This is a genomic window from Pseudomonas sp. AK106, assembly GCF_053903055.1.
Genome location: NZ_CP096426.1, coordinates 2,210,654 through 2,229,838, shown reverse-complemented (window position 1 = coordinate 2,229,838; position 19,185 = coordinate 2,210,654). Strand labels below are relative to the sequence as shown.

Annotated in this window: 18 protein-coding genes; 7 read left to right on the top strand and 11 right to left on the bottom strand. The window is 60.2% G+C overall.

The genetic code is table 11. The features are described from left to right. Window positions 1-199 precede the first annotated feature (199 nt). Complete coding sequence (locus M1E04_RS10095) at window positions 200-466, top strand: hypothetical protein (RefSeq protein WP_065988488.1); 267 nt, start codon at window positions 200-202, stop codon at window positions 464-466. Window positions 467-557: 91 nt separating this feature from the next. On the opposite strand, the gene M1E04_RS10090 is transcribed toward M1E04_RS10095, so the two are convergent. Both M1E04_RS10090 and M1E04_RS10085 read right to left on the bottom strand, forming a co-directional pair. After that, entirely contained in the window at window positions 558-1,319 is a 762-nt protein-coding gene (locus tag M1E04_RS10090; protein ID WP_456292875.1) for a carbon-nitrogen hydrolase family protein, read from the bottom strand. A gap of 142 nt (window positions 1,320-1,461) precedes the next feature. Next, a complete protein-coding gene (locus tag M1E04_RS10085; RefSeq protein ID WP_065988490.1) occupies window positions 1,462-3,006 on the bottom strand; it encodes an EAL domain-containing protein in 1,545 nt (514 codons plus the stop codon). A gap of 222 nt (window positions 3,007-3,228) precedes the next feature. On the opposite strand from M1E04_RS10085, the gene M1E04_RS10080 reads away from it, so the two are divergent. Then, complete coding sequence (locus tag M1E04_RS10080) at window positions 3,229-3,621, top strand: RidA family protein (RefSeq protein WP_065988491.1); 393 nt, start codon at window positions 3,229-3,231, stop codon at window positions 3,619-3,621. A gap of 101 nt (window positions 3,622-3,722) precedes the next feature. Here the strand turns inward: M1E04_RS10080 and rlmKL are convergent, their stop codons facing one another. Further along, window positions 3,723-5,993, bottom strand: a complete 2,271-nt coding sequence (gene rlmKL / locus M1E04_RS10075) for a bifunctional 23S rRNA (guanine(2069)-N(7))-methyltransferase RlmK/23S rRNA (guanine(2445)-N(2))-methyltransferase RlmL (protein WP_456292874.1) — start codon at window positions 5,991-5,993, stop codon at window positions 3,723-3,725. 571 nt (window positions 5,994-6,564) lie between these two features. On the opposite strand from rlmKL, the gene rmf reads away from it, so the two are divergent. Next, the gene (rmf, locus tag M1E04_RS10070) at window positions 6,565-6,780 is read left to right on the top strand and encodes a ribosome modulation factor (protein ID WP_074887169.1); all 216 of its coding nucleotides are present in this window, start codon (window positions 6,565-6,567) and stop codon (window positions 6,778-6,780) included. A 140-nt stretch (window positions 6,781-6,920) separates the two neighbouring features. Here rmf and M1E04_RS10065 read toward each other — a convergent pair whose 3' ends face one another. Then, window positions 6,921-7,943, bottom strand: coding sequence for a quinone-dependent dihydroorotate dehydrogenase (locus tag M1E04_RS10065; RefSeq protein ID WP_296307238.1), 1,023 nt, complete (start codon window positions 7,941-7,943; stop codon window positions 6,921-6,923). Between the two features lie 274 nt (window positions 7,944-8,217). Here M1E04_RS10065 and M1E04_RS10060 point away from each other — a divergent pair, with 274 nt between their 5' ends. From M1E04_RS10060 to M1E04_RS10045, 4 genes are all read left to right on the top strand, one after another. Next, complete coding sequence (locus tag M1E04_RS10060; protein WP_296307236.1) at window positions 8,218-9,426, top strand: CmpA/NrtA family ABC transporter substrate-binding protein; 1,209 nt, start codon at window positions 8,218-8,220, stop codon at window positions 9,424-9,426. A 12-nt stretch (window positions 9,427-9,438) separates the two neighbouring features. Beyond that, window positions 9,439-10,014: an ANTAR domain-containing response regulator gene (locus M1E04_RS10055; protein WP_037011032.1), complete on the top strand. Its 576-nt coding sequence runs from the start codon at window positions 9,439-9,441 to the stop codon at window positions 10,012-10,014. Window positions 10,015-10,308: 294 nt separating this feature from the next. Beyond that, window positions 10,309-11,520: a nitrate/nitrite transporter gene (locus M1E04_RS10050; protein WP_192130242.1), complete on the top strand. Its 1,212-nt coding sequence runs from the start codon at window positions 10,309-10,311 to the stop codon at window positions 11,518-11,520. Window positions 11,521-11,571: 51 nt separating this feature from the next. After that, window positions 11,572-13,224 carry a protein kinase domain-containing protein gene (locus M1E04_RS10045; protein ID WP_456293173.1) on the top strand — a complete coding sequence of 551 codons (1,653 nt, stop codon included), beginning with the start codon at window positions 11,572-11,574 and terminating at the stop codon, window positions 13,222-13,224. 160 nt (window positions 13,225-13,384) lie between these two features. Here M1E04_RS10045 and M1E04_RS10040 read toward each other — a convergent pair whose 3' ends face one another. The 7 genes from M1E04_RS10040 to M1E04_RS10010 all read right to left on the bottom strand — a co-directional run bounded on the left by M1E04_RS10040 (window position 13,385) and on the right by M1E04_RS10010 (window position 19,151). Beyond that, on the bottom strand, window positions 13,385-14,419 hold the full coding sequence (locus M1E04_RS10040; protein WP_065988496.1) for an OmpA family protein: 1,035 nt from the start codon (window positions 14,417-14,419) through the stop codon (window positions 13,385-13,387). A gap of 107 nt (window positions 14,420-14,526) precedes the next feature. Beyond that, complete coding sequence (gene sigX, locus M1E04_RS10035) at window positions 14,527-15,117, bottom strand: RNA polymerase sigma factor SigX (RefSeq protein WP_065988497.1); 591 nt, start codon at window positions 15,115-15,117, stop codon at window positions 14,527-14,529. A gap of 89 nt (window positions 15,118-15,206) precedes the next feature. Then, entirely contained in the window at window positions 15,207-16,031 is an 825-nt protein-coding gene (locus tag M1E04_RS10030) for a mechanosensitive ion channel family protein (protein WP_065988498.1), read from the bottom strand. Between the two features lie 2 nt (window positions 16,032-16,033). Continuing rightward, window positions 16,034-16,303 carry a CrfX protein gene (locus M1E04_RS10025; RefSeq protein WP_410928831.1) on the bottom strand — a complete coding sequence of 90 codons (270 nt, stop codon included), beginning with the start codon at window positions 16,301-16,303 and terminating at the stop codon, window positions 16,034-16,036. 86 nt (window positions 16,304-16,389) lie between these two features. Further along, complete coding sequence (locus M1E04_RS10020) at window positions 16,390-17,385, bottom strand: zinc transporter ZntB (RefSeq protein ID WP_065988500.1); 996 nt, start codon at window positions 17,383-17,385, stop codon at window positions 16,390-16,392. A 42-nt stretch (window positions 17,386-17,427) separates the two neighbouring features. After that, entirely contained in the window at window positions 17,428-17,916 is a 489-nt protein-coding gene (gene rraA, locus M1E04_RS10015) for a ribonuclease E activity regulator RraA (RefSeq protein WP_065988501.1), read from the bottom strand. Between the two features lie 239 nt (window positions 17,917-18,155). Next, window positions 18,156-19,151 (bottom strand): alpha/beta fold hydrolase, encoded by a 996-nt coding sequence (locus M1E04_RS10010; protein WP_456292873.1) that lies wholly within the window; start codon window positions 19,149-19,151, stop codon window positions 18,156-18,158. Between the last annotated feature and the right edge of the window lie 34 nt (window positions 19,152-19,185).

Sequence of the window (19,185 nt, the reverse complement as noted above, 5' to 3'; positions counted from 1 at the left end):
ACCCGGCCTCTTCCCGGCTGAAGCCGGTCCTACGATGGAATTGCGGCATTGCGCAGGACTGCTTTAGCCGGGAAAGCGTCTGACTTTTCATTGCAAAACCCGGGGAGAAACACGGGCCTAAATTTTCCGCCGTCGCTGTCGATACGCTATTTGTAGAGCCCCAATAGCGGGTTGGACCCGATCAGTGAAAGGCAAAAGCATGTACACAAACATTTTTCTGCTGGTAGAGCATGGCCGCGATCAAGGTGAAGTATCTGTTTTGGGCTGGTTCGATGACGAACGCGCCGCGCAGGACACCGCCGAGGCCATGGAGTGGAAAGCGTATCGCGACGAAGCCAAACGTCATCATCAATGGTCGAGCCAGCCGTTGCTGCCGCCGGACCAGACGGCCCATCGACGGTTCTGGGTCAAAGGCATCTCCAAATTCAGCCACACCCCGGCGCCCCGTTCGTGGGCGGTGCATTGATCCCTGTTGAGCAGAAACTCAGCGCAGCGGGCACCGCCGAGGTGCCCTGCTACTTGTAATTGCCCGACGCTGGCTCGTCAGCAGAACTGATTCAAGACAGAGTCGGTCGCTCGACAACCTCGCCCTCCCACACGCCTTCATGCCGACGGGCAATCACCAGGCAGTCGCCCGTACCCGTCGCGCTTACCACCCGCTCACCTCCGGGTGACCAAAATGCGCTGCGTCCCGCGCAGGCCCAGCCTCCCGACGGCCCGCCATGGTTGGCCATCAACACGCCCATCGAATGCGCACAGGCATAGCTCTGCAGCAATTCAGCGTCTCGCGCATAGCCTTCTTCGCTGATCAAGACGCTGCTGGCGTACAGACTGGCGCCAACTTGCGCCGCTGCCTGGGCGTGGGTGGCGTGGGTAAAATCCGCACAGACCGACAGCGCAATGCGCTCGGCGCCCATATCCACCAGCGCACCGCCCTCCCCGCCACTGAAAACCGCCTCTTCTCCCGGATGAAGATGCTGCTTGGTGTAGACCGACTGCGATCCATCGGCGGCCATCACCAGTGCGCCAATCAGGATGATTTCGCTGCCGGGTTGACGCAGTGGCAGCCCCACCACGGTGGTCATCCCTGACTGCGCCGCGAGCTCTCGCAGCGGTTGCAAACACTCGGCGTCAGGTGTCTGAGCGAGTTCGCGCGCGAGGAACGGCTCGTAGCCGGTCAAGGACAACTCGGGGAACAGCAGAAACTGAACGCCATGCTCGACCGCGCGGCGCATGGTGTGAAGATGCCGGTCGATGTTGACGTTGATGTCACCGGCGACCGAGCAGTATTGAGCAGCACATATCACGAGGTTTGTCATAGGAACTCGTTTTTTTCAGACAGCGAGGGAGTGACGAATGCTTCGATCAACTGACGTTGCCGCGGCGGCAAGCGGTCAGGCACGCGCAGTGTATTCTTCACGCTGCACAGCTCCTCGACCCGTCTGACATCGCGGAGACTCCCTAGCGGTTTTTCTGGGTATTAACAAAGTTTAGAAAATCCTGAGAGGGCAATGCTTTCGAATATAACCAGCCCTGGGCGTAATCCACCTTATACAGTCGCAGGTAATCTGCCTGATGGGGGCTCTCGATGCCCTCGGCAACAATTTCCAGACCCAGCGTTTTAGCCATTGCAATAATATGCGTCACCACCGAACTGGACGCTGAAGATTTATCGATGGCGTCCACGAAGGATTTATCAATCTTGAGCACATTGACAGGAAGGCGCTCAAGATATTGCAAACTGGAGTAGCCCGTACCAAAGTCATCGATTGCAATCTTGAAGCCCAGCGCCCGCGCTTTTTTTAGTGTCGTAACGGCCGATTCAACATCGATGAAGCCTCGCTCAGTGGCCTCTATCCATATTTGACTGTTGTTAATCATCGAGCCTTTCAGTGCCTGATCAAGCGTGTCAAGAAAACGCCCGGATTTTAGATCATCTGCACAGATGTTGATGGCCACATGAAGACGGCGGTTATCTCGTAGAAGTTGCGCCATGTCTCTGACGACGCCTTGGATGACTTGGTCAGTGATAGGCAAAATCAGCCCTGTTTCTTCAGCCAGCGGAATGAACTGATCAGGGGCCACAACCGTGCCGTCTGGTCTCAGCCACCGAACCAACGCCTCGGCCCCAATACATGCTTCTGTTTCAAGATCAATAATCGGTTGATAGTGAACAGTGAACTCCCGCTGGGCGATTGCGATCTGCATCTCGGCCATCGGCGAGAGTCTGATTCGCATGATCCGGATGACTGACAATACGACAATCAAGCCGATCCCAAGGCCTATGGGCAGCATCCAGGCCAACTCGCTATAAAAGCTGGTGTCGACGCTTTTTATCGGCTCAGCCACAAGGGCGGACCAGTCGTCTTGAGTGGAAACAGCATAGAGATAGTCTTTACTTTTGCGATCTCGGTTTGATACGAGTTGGGAAATCGTCTTCTCATCCGCTCCCTGAGAAATATTCACCAATTGGCCTTGGTAGAAAACACCGAGTTGCATTCGATCATCCAGAATGATGTCGCTGAGCCTTCCCGCATTTATAAGGACGCGGTAGGCGCCACGATGCATGATCGTGATCGGCTGGATCCCCTGGTCACTCGGGATCAGGCGAACATTGATTTTATAGCCTCTCGCATCGGTATAAGTCGACGTCGTCGATTCAGACAGTATCGACGTGCCCCCCCATGATGTGCAGGCAAGCGACCCTCGCTCCAGATAATCAATTTCTTCGACCGCACGGGTGTTCACGGTCGCTTTTCGCATTAACGAAATATGCTCTGGAGAACACGGCACCCCAGCCCAGTTCTCCATCTGCGCTATAACATTGAGCCCTTGTTGCAATGACAAGCTAATGTTTTTGAGCGCTCGCTCGGAGTAAGTCGCCAAATGAGTCCTTTCTTTGGCCAGCGCCCTTTCCCAGGAAATGTAAGCCATCGTGATCATAGGAAGAACTGCCCCTATCAGCCCTGACAGGGTGGCTATGATGATGACTCTGGATTTACGCATTCCCTTGCCTCAAAAAATGGACTCATCCTGTACTGATGCTCATTACCTCTCGTTCAGAGTGTGATTTATCCGGAACGACCGAGCAAGAAGGCGCGGAACGTTTTCACCCCTAAGACATTCTGTACACCCCATCGCCGCTCGAAAACCCAAAGGCCACTCACTGGACGGACGTCCGGCACCTGAGATAGCGTGCGGCTCCGACCGACTTCCAGGCAGCCTCCCATGACCGACCGTCAACTCATCGTCCCGGATGAAATGCGCCTGCTCGCCGAACGCGCAGGCTATGCCCCTGCCGTCAAGGTCGGCAAAACCCTCTACTGTGCCGGCCAGGTCGGTCGAACCCATGAGCTGGCCGTGATCGAAGACCCGGAGCAGCAATTCCTGGCAGCGTGGGAAAACCTGCGGCGTGTATTGGCCGCTGGAGGATGCACCTTCGAGGACGTCGTCGATCTGACCACCTACCACATCGATCTGCACCGCCATATGCCCGTATTCAGGGCGGTCAAGGACAGCGTCTTCCCTCGGGGCACCTGTGCATGGACATGCCTGGGCGTCAGCGACCTCGCAAAGCCTGGCCTGCTGGTGGAAATCAAATGCGTCGCGGTGCAGCGCTGATCATGAAGGGGGTGCCTTGCGCGGGACACGCAAGGCGAAAGGGCTCGGATAACGCAGGCTGACCCGCCGGGTATTCCGACACGTCAGCCTGGCGATTTGCCTCAACGCGCGGTGATTTTCCAGGCGCGGTGAATTTTGCCGTTGCGTGCAAAGTCCGGGTCGACCGTGTGCTGGGTGATTTCTTCCACCGCATAACGCTCGACCAGCGTCTCTTCGAGCTGGAATTTGCGGAAGTTATTGGAGAAATACAGCACGCCGCCCGGCGCCAGGCGCGCCATCGCCAGGTCGATCAGTTGAACCTGATCGCGCTGCACGTCGAACACGCCTTCCATGCGCTTGGAGTTGGAGAAGGTCGGCGGGTCGATGAAGATCAGGTCGTACTCATCGCGACTGGCCTCCAGCCACACCATCACGTCGCCCTGCTCCAGACGGTTCTTGTCCGAGAAACCGTTCAGCGACAGGTTGCGACGCGCCCAGTCCAGATAGGTTTTCGACAGGTCGACGCTGGTGGTGCTGCGCGCTCCGCCCTTGGCCGCGTGCACGCTGGCGGTCGCGGTGTAGCAGTAAAGGTTGAGGAAACGCTTGCCCGCCGCTTCGCGCTGAATGCGCATGCGCATCGGCCGGTGATCGAGGAACAGGCCGGTGTCCAGGTAATCGGTGAGGTTGACCAGGAGCTTCACGCCGCCTTCGTTGACCTCATTGAATTTGCCTTGGGCGCTCTGGCGTTCGTACTGCTTGGTGCCGCTCTGCCGTTCGCGGCGCTTGACTACCACGCGGCTCTTGTCGATGCCGAGCGCCTGGGGAATGGCCGCCAGGGCGTCGAACATGCGGATCGAAGCCTTTTCCGGGTCGATGGACTTCGGCGCGACATATTCCTGAACGTGGACCCAGTCGTGGTACAGGTCGATGGCCATGGCGTACTCGGGCATGTCCGCATCGTAGACGCGGTAGCAATCGATGCCTTCGCGCTTGACCCACTTGCCCAGCGCCTTGACGTTCTTCTGCAAGCGATTGGCGAACATCTGCCCGCCCTCGCTCAGGCGCGGTTGCTCGATGACCGGCGCAGGGGCCGGCGTCGGCTTGATCGGGTTGCCATTCTTGTTGTACTGGCGCTCTTGGGGTTCGTCCGGCGCCTGATCGTAAGCGGCTTGCTCACGCTCGGCCTGACGCTGCTCCGGGGTGCGACGCTCGCCGGTGACGAACTGATCCGGCAGCACTTTGATCAACAACAGCTTGCACGGCAGTGCGCCGTTCCAGAACGCGTATTGCTTGTGGCTGCGAATGCCCATGCGCTTGCCCAGATCGGGCGCGCCGGTGAACACCGCCGCTTCCCAGTTCAGGCAGGCCTGACGCAGGCGCTCGCCGAGGTTCTGATAGAGGTACAACAGGCTCGCCTCGTCGCCAAGACGCTCGCCGTACGGCGGGTTGCAGATCACCAGACCGGTCTGGTTCTGGTCGGGACGCGGCTCGAACGTCGCCACTTCGCCCTGGTAGATCTTGATCCACTCGCTCAGGCCGGCGCGCTCGACGTTGTTGCGGCCTGGCTGAATCAGGCGCGGATCGGCTTCGTAACCACGAATCCACAGCGGCGGCTTGGCCAGGCCAGCTTGCGCACGTGCCTGCGCTTCGTCATGCAGCTTGCGCCAGATCGCCGGCACATGGCCGAGCCAGGCGGAGAAACCCCAGCGCTCGCGCTTGAGGTTGGGCGCGATGTCGGCGGCAATCATCGCCGCTTCGACCAGGAAGGTACCCACGCCGCACATCGGGTCAGCCAGCGCGCCGCCTTCAGCGGCAATGCGCGGCCAGCCCGAACGGATCAGGATCGCGGCCGCGAGGTTTTCCTTGAGCGGCGCGGCGCCCTGCTGCAGACGATAGCCGCGCTGGTGCAGGCTGTGGCCGGACAGGTCCAGGGACAGAATCGCTTCGCCCCGGTCCAGACGCAGGTGCACGCGCAGGTCCGGGTTGAGCTTGTCGACCGACGGGCGTACGCCGTCTGCCGTGCGCAGGCGGTCTACGATGCCGTCCTTGACCTTCAAGGCACCAAAATGGGTGTTGTCGATGCCCGAACCGTGACCGCTGAACTCCACGGCCAGCGTGCCTTCCGCTTCCAGATGGTCAGCCCACTCGATGTCGTGCACGCCGTGGTAGAGGTCCTCGGCGTCCTTCATCGGGAAACGCTTGAGCACCAGCAGCACCCGGTTGGCAAGCCGCGACCACAGGCACAGCCGGTAGGCAGTTTCCATGTCGGCGGTGCCGCGGATGGCGGAAGTGTGTTCGCGGGTTTCCTCGAGACCGAGGGCGGTGGCTTCCTCGGCCAGCAAGCCTTCGAGGCCTTTTGGGCAGGTGAGGAAAAGTTCGTAACGGTCCGACATGAGTATTCCAGAGCCTAAGGCTATAGCGGCCGGACAACGCATTGTCCGACCCGATTCCAACAAACGCCTTTCAAGGAGGACGCCTGCGCGGCACACAGTTTGTGCCTGTCCCTCGCACCGATACATTTCGAGTGCGACGGTCCGCCAGCACTTGAGCGCCGACGTTTTGATGCTAAAAAAACACTATTCAGCACGACAGCGGCTGCAATAAAAAGTCACATCGCTGACCCTTCGTCGTTTTTCCTCTGACCGTAAACCGCCAGTACTCTCAATTGCGAAACACTTGCACTGCGACCTGAAAGCCCCGTTTAGAAGGGGCCCCCGCAAAAAACACTGGTCAAACGAGTGATTGCTTATGGTCGTAATGCCTGAATGGTTACGTTCTTATGACAAAACGATCATTCACAGCGCATCTTTCATTGGTTAGAAATCACCCAAGGTCATCGCCGCAACGGCGATGGCATCAAGCCCGCGACGCCGGCAGCGGGCCGCTAACGGCAGAAGATTTTCTGCCGGACCTCAGCCTGAGGTCTCCAGGGACATTACAGTCAACAAACGAGGGCAATACCCTATGAGAAGACTTAAGCGTGATCCGATGGAAAGAGCATTTTCGCGCGGATACCAATATGGCGTATCCGGTAAATCCCGTGAGCTTTGCCCATTTACTCTACCGTCAGTGCGTCAAGCCTGGATCAATGGCTGGCGAGAAGGACGCGGCGACAACTGGGACGGTATGACCGGCACTGCGGGCATTCACAGACTCAACGAACTTCACGCGGTCGGCTGACGCAACCCTCACGTTACAGCCTGACCTAAAGCTTTTTCGACATTCTTGATCGCTTCACCATTACCACGCACGCCCCACCCGGGCGGCGGGCCAAGGCCCAAGAGGGGTTCCAGTCGGAACCCCTCTTTTCGTCTGGATGATCAGCGGGACATCGACGCGATCGCGTCCACCGACTGGCGAATCAACGCCGGCCCCTTGTAGATAAAGCCTGAATAAATCTGCACCAGACTCGCCCCTGCCGCGATCTTATCGGCCGCGTGCCTGCCTTCGGTAATGCCACCGGCGGCAATGATCGGCAAGCGCCCGCCCAGCTCACCGGCCAGCACCTTGACGATGTGCGTGCTCTGCTCGCGCACCGGCGCGCCCGACAGGCCGCCTGCCTCGTCGCCATGGGGCAACCCTTCGACGCCCTGACGGCTGAGGGTGGTGTTGGTCGCGATCACCGCGTCCATGCCCGACTCCAGCAGCGCACCGGCAACCAGCACGGTCTCTTCGTCGCTCATGTCCGGGGCAATCTTGATGGCGAGCGGCACGCGTTTGCCGTGGATCAGCGTCAGCGCTTCCTGACGCACCCGCAGGGCTTCGAGCAGTTGCTTGAGCGAATCGCCGAACTGCAGGCTGCGCAGGCCCGGCGTATTGGGCGAGCTGACGTTGACGGTGACGTAACTGGCGTGGGCGTACACTTTGTCCAGGCAGATGAGGTAATCATCCACGGCGCGCTCCACCGGCGTATCGGCGTTCTTGCCGATGTTGATGCCCAGTACGCCGTTGTACTGCGCGGCCTGCACCCGGCTGACCAGATTGTCGACGCCCAGGTTGTTGAAGCCCATGCGGTTGATGATGGCTTCGGCGTGGGGCAGACGGAAAATGCGCGGCTTCGGGTTGCCCGGTTGCGGGCGCGGCGTGACAGTGCCGACCTCGACGAAACCGAAGCCCAGCTGCGAGAAGCCGTCGATGGCCGCGCCGTTCTTGTCCAGCCCCGCCGCCAATCCGACCGGGTTGGGGAAGCGCAGGCCCATGACGGTCACCGGCAGCTGCATCGGCGCCTTGTTGAACAGGCCGTTGAGCCCCAGACGCCCGCCCGCTCCGATCAGGTCGATGGACAGATCGTGGGAAGCTTCGGGGGAGAGTTTGAACAGTAACTGGCGGGCCAGGTTATACATGGGCGGGGGCGGCTCGATTGCGGCTGGGATCAGCGGCGGATTATAAACGCCGGTGCAGGCGAAGCGCGAGGCATGTCGCGAACTTTGCTGACTGACCTGTTCGCCGCTGGCATATCGCTTGCTTTAAGTCCTGCATCGACTCGATCCAATGGCGGAGCGAGACACAGGACAATGACGTCGCTGTCGCCCCGGTTTCAATCGGGGCGAGGCGGCGTTTTTTTTGGACGACCGGCAGCGTTGAAAGGCGCGTCGGCCTCCACGCGGAATGGCACTCATGAATGACACGCTTACCCCCTCGCTGGCCTGGGTCAACGGCAGCGATGCACCGGAATTGGCCAGCGTCGACCTCGGCTTCATGGCGCTCACCGACAGCGCCTCGCTCATCGTCGCCGCGACCCAGGGCTTCGCCCAGCCCTATGGCCTGCACATCAATTTGCACCGGCAGTCATCGTGGGCCAACCTGCGCGACAAACTGGTCAGCGGCGAACTGCATGCCGCTCACAGCCTTTACGGGCTGGTCTACGCCGTGCAACTGGGGCTGGCCGGGCCGGCGAAGCACATGGCAGTACTGATGGGGCTGAACCAGAACGGTCAGAGCATCAACCTGTCGAGGGCGCTGCAGGACGCAGGTGTGACCACTCCTGATGCACTCGATCGACGCACGCACCAAAGCGACCCAAAACTCACGTTCGCCCAAACCTTCCCCACCGGCAACCACGCCCTGTGGCTGTATTACTGGCTCGCGAGCCAGGGCATTCACCCACTGCGCGACGTCGACAGCGTGGTGGTGCCGCCGCCGCAGATGGTCGAGCACCTGCAGGCCGGTCGCATCGACGGCTTTTGTGTCGGCGAGCCGTGGGGTGCCAGCGCCGTTCAGCAGAACCTGGGCTTCACCCTGGCGACGTCCCAGGCCATCTGGCCGGATCACCCGGAAAAGGTGCTGGGGTGCAGCCTGGAATTCGTCGAGCAATACCCCAACACGGCGCGCGCCCTGGTGATGGCCGTGCTTGAAGCCAGTCGCTTCATCGAAGAAAGCGCTGACAACCGCCGAAGCACCGCGCAGTTGCTCGGCGCCCCCGAGTACGTCAATGCACCCGTCGGCGCTATCGAATCGCGGCTACTGGGCGAGTACGACGACGGGCTCGGCAACCGGTGGCACGACCACCATGCCATCCGCTTCCATGATGAAGGCCGGGTCAACATGCCGTGGCTGTCTGACGGCATGTGGTTCATGACCCAGTTTCGCCGCTGGGGCTTGCTGCGCGAAGACCCGGATTACCTCGGCGTCGCCCGCACCGTCCAACAGCTTGGCCTGTACCGCGAGGCCGCCGAGGCACTGGGCATCGCCGTGCCGCCCTCGCCCATGCGCAGCAGCCAGTTGATCGACGGCAAGATGTGGGACGGCAGCGACCCGGCGTGTTATGCCCGCAGCTTCAAGCTGCACGCGCTGGCCGATGCCGCCCTCGCTCATGCCGATCGCTGAGGAGACGCCACCATGCTGCGAATCCTGCTGATCAATGACACCCCCAAAAAAGTCGGTCGCCTGAAAGCGGCGCTGACTGAAGCCGGTTTCGAGGTCATCGATGAATCCGGGCTGATCATCGACCTCCCCGCACGGGTTCAGGCCGTGCGACCGGACGTGATCCTCATCGACACCGAATCACCGGGGCGTGATGTGCTGGAGCAAGTGGTGCTGGTGACCCGGGATCTGCCGCGCCCGATCGTGATGTTCACCGACGAGCACGACCCCGGCGTGATGCGCCAGGCGATCAAGTCCGGGGTCAGCGCCTACATCGTCGAAGGCATTCACGCGCAACGCCTGCAGCCGATTCTGGACGTCGCCATGGCCCGCTTCGAAAGCGACCAGGACCTGCGCGCGCAACTGCACGCCCGCGATCAGCAATTGGCCGAACGCAAGCGCATCGAGACGGCGAAAGGCCTGTTGATGAAGATGAAGCAGTGCAACGAGGAAGAGGCCTACACCCTGATGCGACGCCAGGCCATGAGCCGGCAGCAGAAACTGATTCAGGTGGCGGAGCAGATCATTGCCATGAGCGAACTGTTGGGCTGAGCCCTTCCATGTCCGAACCGCGCGCGCTGATTTCATTCCGCCTGCATACCGGCGCACCTTTGGCCCATGTATTGCTAGTCACACCTCACAGGTAGCCAACGGCGGTTGCCCACTCACGACAAAGACGTCGCACCCCTTCGCGCAAGCGCACAGGGCTGCGGCGTTTTTTCGTTTTTGCCTTGAACACGTCGAGGCGGGTGGAGTGCCGGTCTGGTGCTTCGCCTGCATGACCTGACCCGTAGCGGTGCGAGCAACACCTCCACCGAACACGAATCCCTGCAGATGAGGTGTTAGATGAACACGAGTTTCTGGAAAGCCGGCCACAAACCGACATTGTTCGCAGCGTTTCTGTATTTCGACCTGAGCTTCATGGTCTGGTACCTGCTTGGCCCGATGGCCGTGCAGATTGCCGCCGACCTGCACCTGACCACCCAGCAACGCGGCCTGATGGTGGCGACGCCGATTCTCGCGGGTGCCGTGCTGCGCTTCATCATGGGCATGCTGGCCGATCAGTTATCGCCGAAAACCGCCGGAATCATCGGCCAGGTGATCGTCATCGCCGCGCTGCTCTGCGCCTGGCAACTGGGCATTCACAGCTATGAGCAGGCGCTGCTGCTCGGTGTGTTCCTCGGCATGGCGGGCGCGTCGTTCGCCGTGGCGCTGCCGCTGGCTTCGCAGTGGTACCCGCCGCAGCATCAGGGCAAAGCGATGGGCATCGCCGGCGCCGGCAACTCCGGTACCGTGTTCGCGGCACTGATCGCACCGGTGCTCGCCGCCAGCTTCGGCTGGAACAACGTGTTCGGCTTTGCCGTGGCGCCGCTGCTGCTGACCCTCATCGCGTTCTCGCTGATGGCAAAAAACGCTCCGGAACGCCCGAAAGCCAAATCCATGGCTGACTATTTCAAAGCCCTGGGCGACCGCGACAGCTGGTGGTTCATGTTCTTCTACAGCGTGACTTTTGGCGGCTTCATCGGCCTGGCCAGTGCCCTGCCCGGCTATTTCAACGATCAATACGGCCTGAGCCCGGTGACCGCGGGTTACTACACCGCCGCCTGCGTCTTCGGCGGCAGCATGATGCGCCCACTGGGCGGCGCACTCGCCGATCGCTTTGGCGGCATTCGAACGCTGTCCGGCATGTACGCCGTCGCGGCGATCTGCATCGCCGCCGTCGGTTTCAACCTGCCCAGCTCGTGGGCAGCGCTGGCACTCTTCGTCGCGGCCATGCTCGGCCTTGGTGCCGGCAACGGCGCGGTGTTCCAGCTCGTGCCGCAACGCTTTCGCAAAGAGATCGGCGTCATGACCGGCCTGATCGGCATGGCCGGCGGCATCGGTGGCTTCCTGCTCGCCGCCGGGCTTGGCGCCATCAAGCAGAACACCGGCGAGTACCAACTGGGCCTGTGGCTGTTTGCATTCCTGGGTGTGCTCGCCTGGTTCGGCCTGATGAACGTCAAGCGTCGTTGGAGAACCACCTGGGGTTCGGCCGCTGTCACCGCTGCCCGCGTTTAGATCGTGAGCGTCAATCAGCCGCTGACGCCGGTCGCGTCCACCACGAGCGGCTTGCAGCTGCGCGTTGCCGAATTCAGCGCGACCGGGCCGCGGGCGGAGAATCAGGACGCCATTCGCGTGGTGACTCCTGCTCCGACGCTGGCGGCCAGCAAGGGTTACCTGTTCGCCCTCGCCGACGGCGTCAGTCAATGTGCCGACGGCGGACTGGCGTCCCGGGCCACGCTGCAGGCGCTGGCCATGGATTACTACGCAACCCCGGAAACCTGGGGCATCGCCCAGGCCCTCGACCGCCTGCTGCTGGCGCACAATCGCTGGCTGCTGGCCAACGGCTTATTGACCACGCTGAGTGCGCTGGTCCTGCGCGGGCGCCGCTTCACCCTCGCCCACGTCGGCGACTGTCGCGTGTACCGCTGGCACACAGGGCAGCTCCAGCGCATCAGCCAGGACCACGTCTGGGAACAGCCGGACATGCAACACGTGCTGAAACGCGCGCTGGGTCTGGATCAATACGTGGTCATGGATTACCTCGACGGCGAACTGCGCCAGGGCGAGCGCCTGCTGCTGGTGAGCGACGGCGTGTGGGCAACGTTGGGCGATGAACGAATCGCCTCGATTCTCAACGAACAGGCCGATCTGGATACGGCAGTCCGAACGCTGATCAACGCCGCGCACCTGTCTGGCAGCGCCGATAACGCGAGCGCGTTGCTGATTCAGGTCGATCAGTTGGGCTCCGACAGCCTGGGCGAAACGCTGCTGCAACTTCAGCAATGGCCTGTCCCGCCCCTTCTCAAGGCAGGCCAGATGTTTGAAGGTTGGCAAGTCGAGACACGTTTGACCCACTCGCGACAGTCCCTTGTGTATCGCGTACGCGACAGCCAGCAGCAACATTGGTTATTGAAGACGCTGCCGCCTTCTCGCTTTGACGAGGCCGGCGCGGCGGAGGCTTTGCTGCTGGAGGAGTGGTTCTTGCGTCGCGTCGCGGGTCGCTTCTTTCCAGCCCTGCACCCCCTCGGCCAGCGCCAGCATCTGTACTACGTGATGCGTGAGTACTCCGGCCAGACCCTGGCTGAAATCTTCGATCAGGAAGGGCCAATGGCGCTGTCGCCGTGGCTGAGTCTGGCCCGGGAACTGATCGCTGCCGTCGGTCTGCTGCACCGGCGCAACATCATCCATCGAGACATCAAGCCTGAGAATCTGCTGCACGAGCAGGCGGGAGGTTTACGCATTCTGGATTTCGGGCTTGCCTACAGCCCGGGCCTATCAGTGGATCAAAGCGGCGATGTACCCGGCACCCCCAGCTTTATGGCCCCTGAAGCCTTCGACGGCGCAGAGCCAAGCCCAGACTTTGATCTGTATGCCGCCGGCGTCACGCTGTACTTCCTGCTGACCGGCCACTACCCCTACGGCGAGATCGAGCCTTTTCAGCGCCGCCGCTTCGGTAATCCGCTGCCCGTCAGCCGTTACCGACCGGATGTCCCCGAGTGGCTGGATCAGCATCTGCAGCGCGCCCTGCAAGCTGATCCGCAGAAGCGCTTCGAGACCGCAGAGCACTGGCTCGTGCACTTTCAACAGGGAGAGCTTTCGCCGCTGAATACACGTACGACACCACTGCTGGAGCGTGAGCCCCTTAAGGTCTGGCGCGCAGTGGCCTTGTTGTCGCTGCTGATCAATCTGGTTTTGTGGGTGTTGCTGGTCAAACGCTAGTGCGGATTTAGTCGTTTAAGTGGATCCGCTTAGAGGGATCCAGTGTGACCCCAGTCTCTTTGCTTAGACGGCCGGACAGCGAATCAGGGGGGACTGCGGGGTTAAATCGCAGGCAAAGAAAAACCCGGCCTGAGCCGGGTTTTTCGTGAAGCGAGGCTAATTACTTAGCTTGGGCTTCTACTTGTGCTTCTACGCGACGGTTTACAGCGCGGCCAGCGTCAGTTGCGTTGTCAGCAACTGGGCGGGATTCGCCGTAGCCAACCGAGTTTACGCGGTTAGCGCCAACACCGTACTGGTTAACCAGAACTTGCTTAACGGCGTTTGCACGACGCTCGGACAGCTTCTGGTTGTAAGCGTCAGGACCGACGGAGTCAGTGTGACCTTCAACAGTGGTGGTGGTCTGTGGGTACTGCTTCATGAAGTCAGCCAGGTTCTTGATGTCGCCGTAGCTGTTTGGCTTCACAACCGACTTGTTGAAGTCGAATTTAACGTCCAGCTCAACACGTACGACTTCAGCAACAGCTGGGCAGCCGTTAGCGTCAACAGTCACGTTTGCCGGGGTGTCCGGGCACTTGTCAACGTTGTCGCAGACGCCGTCGTTGTCGCTGTCGGAGCACACTTCAGCTACTGGAGCTGGTGCTGCTTCAACTTTCTTCGAACCGCCGCCAAAGTTCACACCGATACCGACGCTTGGCGCCCACTCGGTGTCGCCTTGGTCGATGTTGTACTGAGCTTCAACGCCAGCACGGGCATAGAAGTTGTCAGTGAAGTACAGCTTGGCACCGCCGCCGATGTTGGCGAAGGTGGAGCGGTTACGACCGTTGCTGCCGTTCTGATCGATGCTCTGATCGGAGAAACCAGCCGAAACGTATGGACGCAGCATGTCGCCCGGGTTGTTGAAGTGGTACAGAGCGTCCAGAGCGGTGTTCGCGCCCTTGATGTTCTGACCATTGTCGCTACGGACGTTGTGCACTTCGTCATAGCCCAGACGCAATTCAACGTCGTCGGTCAGGAAGTAGCCAACAGAACCGCCGAACAGGTTGCCGTCGTTTTTGAAGTTACGAGCGCTGTCGAACTGTTCTTTCTTGGCGAAGCCTTCGATTTCGACTGCGCCTTGGCCTTGAGCCAGAGCGCCGAACGAAGTTGCGGCAACAATAGTACCAATGGCCAAGCCCAAGGTGTTTTTCAGTTTCATCCGTTAAATCCCCATCTGGTGATTGTAAAGCAGTCCCCCTTAGCGAGAGACAACTCGTCGGCAAGTCTATCAGAACTTGCCTGCTCGTTAGAGATATTTGCACCGAGTTAAGTTTCGGTAACGCCTGCAAATTTCTCACGTAATTTATCAAGTGCCCGTTTGTAACGCATTTTCGTGGCACTCAGGCCCATGTGCATGATGTCTGCGATCTCCTGAAATTCCAGCTCTGCGACAAATCGTAGCACCAGAATTTCCCTGTCGATCGGGTTCACATGCACAAGCCAACGATCAAGCCCGCCCTTTTCTTCTGGTTTCGGCGTCTTTTCTTCCGACGCTTCCTCGAGGGGGTCAAGACTCAAAGCGTCCAGTAACCGACGCTTTCGCCGCTCCTTCCTGTACTGCGTGATGCATTCGTTGTACGTGATGCTGTAGAGCCAGGTTTTGAACTTCGATTTACCCTCGAAGTTTTTCAAGCCATACAACACCTTAAGCATCACTTCCTGACAGACATCATCAGCATCGCGATCGTTCCCCAGATACCGTGCGCAGACGTTAAAAAGTGTCCGCTGGTAACGACGCATCAGCTCTTCGTAGGCACGCGTCACATGAAACAGCTCGGCGTGCGAACGCGCAACCAGCTCCTCATCGGAGAGCTCGCGTGGGTCGTAGCGCAGAGAGGGCGTTTGAACGTTATTCAAAACAAGTCGTGCCGACAGTCGGGTAGATGTCCGCCGCGCCCGGGAATCGCCCGGGTTTTGCGGCGGCATACATTAGCAGATTCGCCGGCTCAACGGCTGCTCACTCGCTGCTCGAGTAGGACCCGGTTGGACATCGATACCAACTCGCCTTCCTCGGTCAGCAGGGTGGTCTTCACCGTGCCAATTTCTTCGATCTGCCCTTCGACCTCTCCAACGCGCACTTGTTGCCCTACCTGGTACAACTCACGTACATAAATTCCTGCCAGGATCTGGCTCGCGATCTCGCGACTTCCCAGCCCCATGGCCAGCGCAACGGCCAGACCAACGGTAATCAATCCGATAACGATCACATGGTTCAGCAGGTCGGTCTTGACCTCCAGCTGACTGATCGCCACCGAAATACTGATGATGATCACCAGCCACTGGGCGATTCGCCCCAGGCCAGCCGAGTAATCCAGGCCTACGCCTTCCGCAGCGCCGCGAACAATACCGTTGACTAACTGCGCGAGCAAGACCCCGACCAGCAGCACCAGCGCAGCGCCGAACACCTTCGGCAGGTACAGCGCCAGCATGTCCAGCGTCGCGGAAACCCGCTCCAGCCCCAGCGATTCTGCCGCCGACACCAGGAAAATCAAGAGCACGAACCAGTAAACGATCTTGCCGATCAGCGTCGATATCGGGACCTGAATACCCGCGCGGCTGATCAGCTTGGTCAACCCGGTGCCGCCCATCAGGCGATCCAGACCGAGCTTGGCCAACAACTTGGAAAGCAGGGTATCGAGCAGCTTTGCCACCACGAAACCCAGAAGCACCACGACCAGCGCGCCGAACAGATTCGGGATGAAGTTCGCGACTTTGGTCCACAACGCAGTCATTGCAGTAACCAGGCTCTGCGTCCAGAGATCCAATTCCATATTCAATCAGCCTTGTCTTGTACACGGGTCCCGGCAAACGCAGTACCGGTACCTTTCGCCTTGCGGCGGGAAACGGGTGAAACGTGGGCGGAGCCGTTATTCACGGCAATCATCAAAGCCTGCGTGCAACGACCCAGAAGACTGAACAGATCACCGGCGCCGACCTGACGGTTGGCGGTCTTCAACACTCGGCCCAGAACGGCATCATCGTCCCGGCTGCTGGACGAAGCGTTGAGCATGTCGCGCAGTGATTCTTCAAACGGGTCGTGCATAGGCACCTCACGCAATATCACTGAAAGACGCAGCCAATTCTGCTGGAGTCACACGACACTCGTGTGCGCCTTCCGTTTTTTTACACTCACACCCACCGCAATCGCTTGAACAACCACATTTGCCCCACCGCGACGGCCAGCATCAACAGGCAGGCGTACATAAATCCGTAGGGGTTTTCCGATCCCGGGATGCCTCCCACGTTGATACCCAACAAACCGGTCAGGAAGCTCATCGGCAGGAAGATGCCGGTGATGACTCCAAACCGATAGACGGTCCTGTTCATGCGCTCGTTGCGGCGTCTGTCTTCGGCCTCAAGCACAAGCCCCACGCGCTCTTTGGTCAGTTCCAGCTCTTCGAGATAGCGTGTCAGGCTGTTGTTCAACTCGTTCCAGTAATCGGCGTCATCCTCCACAAACCACGGCATCTTGCTGCGCGTCATCTGGGCGTAGATCTCCCGTTGCGGCGCCAGGAACCGTCGCAGCCCCGCCGCTCGCCGACGGATGTGCACCATGTTGCCGTGCTCGGGCAGATACCGTTCGTCGGCATCTATGCGCTCTTCCATGTCATCGACCAGTTCTGTGAGCTCGCCCACCACCGCTTGAACCTTGTCGGTGAGGAACTGAGCCAGATACAACAGCAATTCCGAGGCTGTTTTCGGGCCCTTGCCTTCATCCAATGACGCGATCAGTTCGTCGGTTGCCCGCAGCGAACGAAGGCGCAACGAGATAACGCGCTGGGCGGCGGCAAAAATACGCACCGACACCATGTCTTCGGGCTCGGCGCCAGGGTTCAGGTTGATCCCGCGCAGAAACAACAGCAATTCGTCGTCCGGCAAGGCCAGCAGCCGTGGCCGGGTGTTCTCTTCCAGCATCAGGTCACAGACAAACTCGCTGAGACCGCTGGTCTTGCGCAACCACGTCTGGGTCTGCGGATGGCTGCGGTCCCAGTGGAGCCACACACTTTCGTGGGGCTCCAATTGAAGGCCATCCAGTGCAGTGCGGGGGATTGAACGCGCCCCGCCCTTTCCGTCCAACACGAGGGCATGAACCAGCCCCCACTGCGCGTTTGTTTCGTCGAACATTCGTGTCCTTGCTGAGTGAATCGCTAACCGCGTAAAGAATAATCAGTCCGGCATTTTCAGTGCGCTGGGCGAGACGATGATGCCGTTGTTGTCGGCATAGATGAATTCGCCCGGCTTGAAGGTCACACCGCCGAAGCTCACCACCGTGTTCAGATCACCCAGGCCGCGCTTTTCAGTCTTGAGCGGGTGACTGGCCAATGCCTGCACACCCAGATCGGTCTGCGCGAGGACGTCGACGTCACGCACGCAGCCGAAAATCACCATGCCCTCCCAGCCGTTTTTCGCCGCCTTCTCCGCGATCATGTCGCCGAGCAGTGCGCAGCGCAGAGAGCCACCACCGTCCACGACCAGGACTTTGCCGTGCCCAGGCTGGTCAGCCTGCTCACGCACCTTCGAATTGTCTTCGAAGCACTTGAGCGTGACGATCTCGCCACCAAATGAATCACGGCCACCAAAATTGCTGAACATCGGCTCTACCACCTGAATCAGCTCAGGGTAGGCGTCGCACAAGTCCGGGGTGATGTAGTGCATGGGTAACTCCTGTCAGGAAAGCTCTGTGATGAGGGTAGACAGCCACTAGGATAGACGGCTACGAGAATAGACGGTCTGTTTGAACGACCGACGCTCCCCGCGCATTGCATCCTTATATAGCACCTCATGGCGCACAGAAAAATCTGACCAACGCGTCGCCACCTGCCGTTCGGCCCCGGTGTCGAAAATGGGTGCAGCTTAGCGCCAAGTCAGCGCCCAAGGAATGGGTGAAACCGCGACTATGACGGAGTTGCCATCATGTTCAGCGTTGATTCAGCCTTTGCCACCGGAACATGGCGATTCAGCCAGTCCGCCACGCGCGGCCACACCTGGGTTTGCGCGGCTTTGCTGACCAGCATCGGCACGTGGCCGAAGTCTTCGCTGAAGCCCTGTTCGCGGCCCAGGACGAGAAACGTCTTGTCGTCGCTGCCGAAGCGATCGAAGAGCTCGCGGCAGGCCCATTCCGGGTCCTGATGATCGCCAGCGCCAGCCACGCACAGCAGTGGGACCGTGACCTGTTGCAGCCCGACCCACCAGTCATCCTTCTTGTGGCCGAAGCTGCCGAACAGGCCGCGCCAGCGCATGTTCTCCAGAAGGACGCCCATGGGTTCGTCTTCCGGGCCACGCTTGAAACGCGGGCCCGAAACGTGCTCGAAGCGCTTGAGCAGCAGCCGTGCGACCCATTGCAGCGGCGGCACTTTGAGCGGCCAGTGGCTGCGGGTGACCTGACTGCCGAACAACGCCACCGACGCGGCGTCGTCCGTCGTCAGGTAGTGCCCGCCCAAAGCCGCAGCGAGGGTCGTGCCGCCCAGGGAATGGCCGATCCAGTGGGGCGCCTCGCCAGTCTGCTCGCGCACGAACCCGGCGATGGCCGGCAAGTCAAAGCGCGCATAGTCAGCGACGCCGTTGGATTTATACGCGCTGTTACGCGCCGACAGGCCATGCCCGCGCATTTCCGGAATCCACACATCGAACCCGGCACGGGCCAGATAAGCGCCCAGTCCGATGCCTTTGGGGGAGTACCAGAAGCGTCGATTGGAAAAGCTGCCGTGCAGCAGGACCACCGGCACGCCTCGGGCATCCGGGGCGGACACAAGACCCAGCCGGGTGACGGCGATTTCGACGGTGAAATCCGGGCTGTTGCCGGGCTTCAAACGGTAGACGTCCTCGGTCAGGTCGCCACGACGCTCGGCACTGATCAGGGCCACGGGGAAGAGATGACTGCTGCTTTGCATGGTGCTTTTGCTGGATGCTCTTGGTGGAGGGGGA

Bases quoted from the DNA above. Each gene is read 5' to 3' on its own strand.
- rlmKL (WP_456292874.1), bottom strand. From the start codon at position 5,993: ATGTCGGACCGTTACGAACTTTTCCTCACCTGCCCAAAAGGCCTCGAA.
- M1E04_RS10040 (WP_065988496.1), bottom strand. From the start codon at position 14,419: ATGAAACTGAAAAACACCTTGGGCTTGGCCATTGGTACTATTGTTGCC.
- M1E04_RS10025 (WP_410928831.1), bottom strand. From the start codon at position 16,303: ATGCACGACCCGTTTGAAGAATCACTGCGCGACATGCTCAACGCTTCG.
- M1E04_RS10080 (WP_065988491.1), top strand. From the start codon at position 3,229: ATGACCGACCGTCAACTCATCGTCCCGGATGAAATGCGCCTGCTCGCC.
- M1E04_RS10020 (WP_065988500.1), bottom strand. From the start codon at position 17,385: ATGTTCGACGAAACAAACGCGCAGTGGGGGCTGGTTCATGCCCTCGTG.
- M1E04_RS10055 (WP_037011032.1), top strand. From the start codon at position 9,439: ATGCTGCGAATCCTGCTGATCAATGACACCCCCAAAAAAGTCGGTCGC.
- rmf (WP_074887169.1), top strand. From the start codon at position 6,565: ATGAGAAGACTTAAGCGTGATCCGATGGAAAGAGCATTTTCGCGCGGA.
- M1E04_RS10050 (WP_192130242.1), top strand. From the start codon at position 10,309: ATGAACACGAGTTTCTGGAAAGCCGGCCACAAACCGACATTGTTCGCA.
- M1E04_RS10085 (WP_065988490.1), bottom strand. From the start codon at position 3,006: ATGCGTAAATCCAGAGTCATCATCATAGCCACCCTGTCAGGGCTGATA.
- M1E04_RS10030 (WP_065988498.1), bottom strand. From the start codon at position 16,031: ATGGAATTGGATCTCTGGACGCAGAGCCTGGTTACTGCAATGACTGCG.
- M1E04_RS10095 (WP_065988488.1), top strand. From the start codon at position 200: ATGTACACAAACATTTTTCTGCTGGTAGAGCATGGCCGCGATCAAGGT.
- rraA (WP_065988501.1), bottom strand. From the start codon at position 17,916: ATGCACTACATCACCCCGGACTTGTGCGACGCCTACCCTGAGCTGATT.
- M1E04_RS10060 (WP_296307236.1), top strand. From the start codon at position 8,218: ATGAATGACACGCTTACCCCCTCGCTGGCCTGGGTCAACGGCAGCGAT.
- M1E04_RS10090 (WP_456292875.1), bottom strand. From the start codon at position 1,319: ATGACAAACCTCGTGATATGTGCTGCTCAATACTGCTCGGTCGCCGGT.
- M1E04_RS10065 (WP_296307238.1), bottom strand. From the start codon at position 7,943: ATGTATAACCTGGCCCGCCAGTTACTGTTCAAACTCTCCCCCGAAGCT.
- M1E04_RS10010 (WP_456292873.1), bottom strand. From the start codon at position 19,151: ATGCAAAGCAGCAGTCATCTCTTCCCCGTGGCCCTGATCAGTGCCGAG.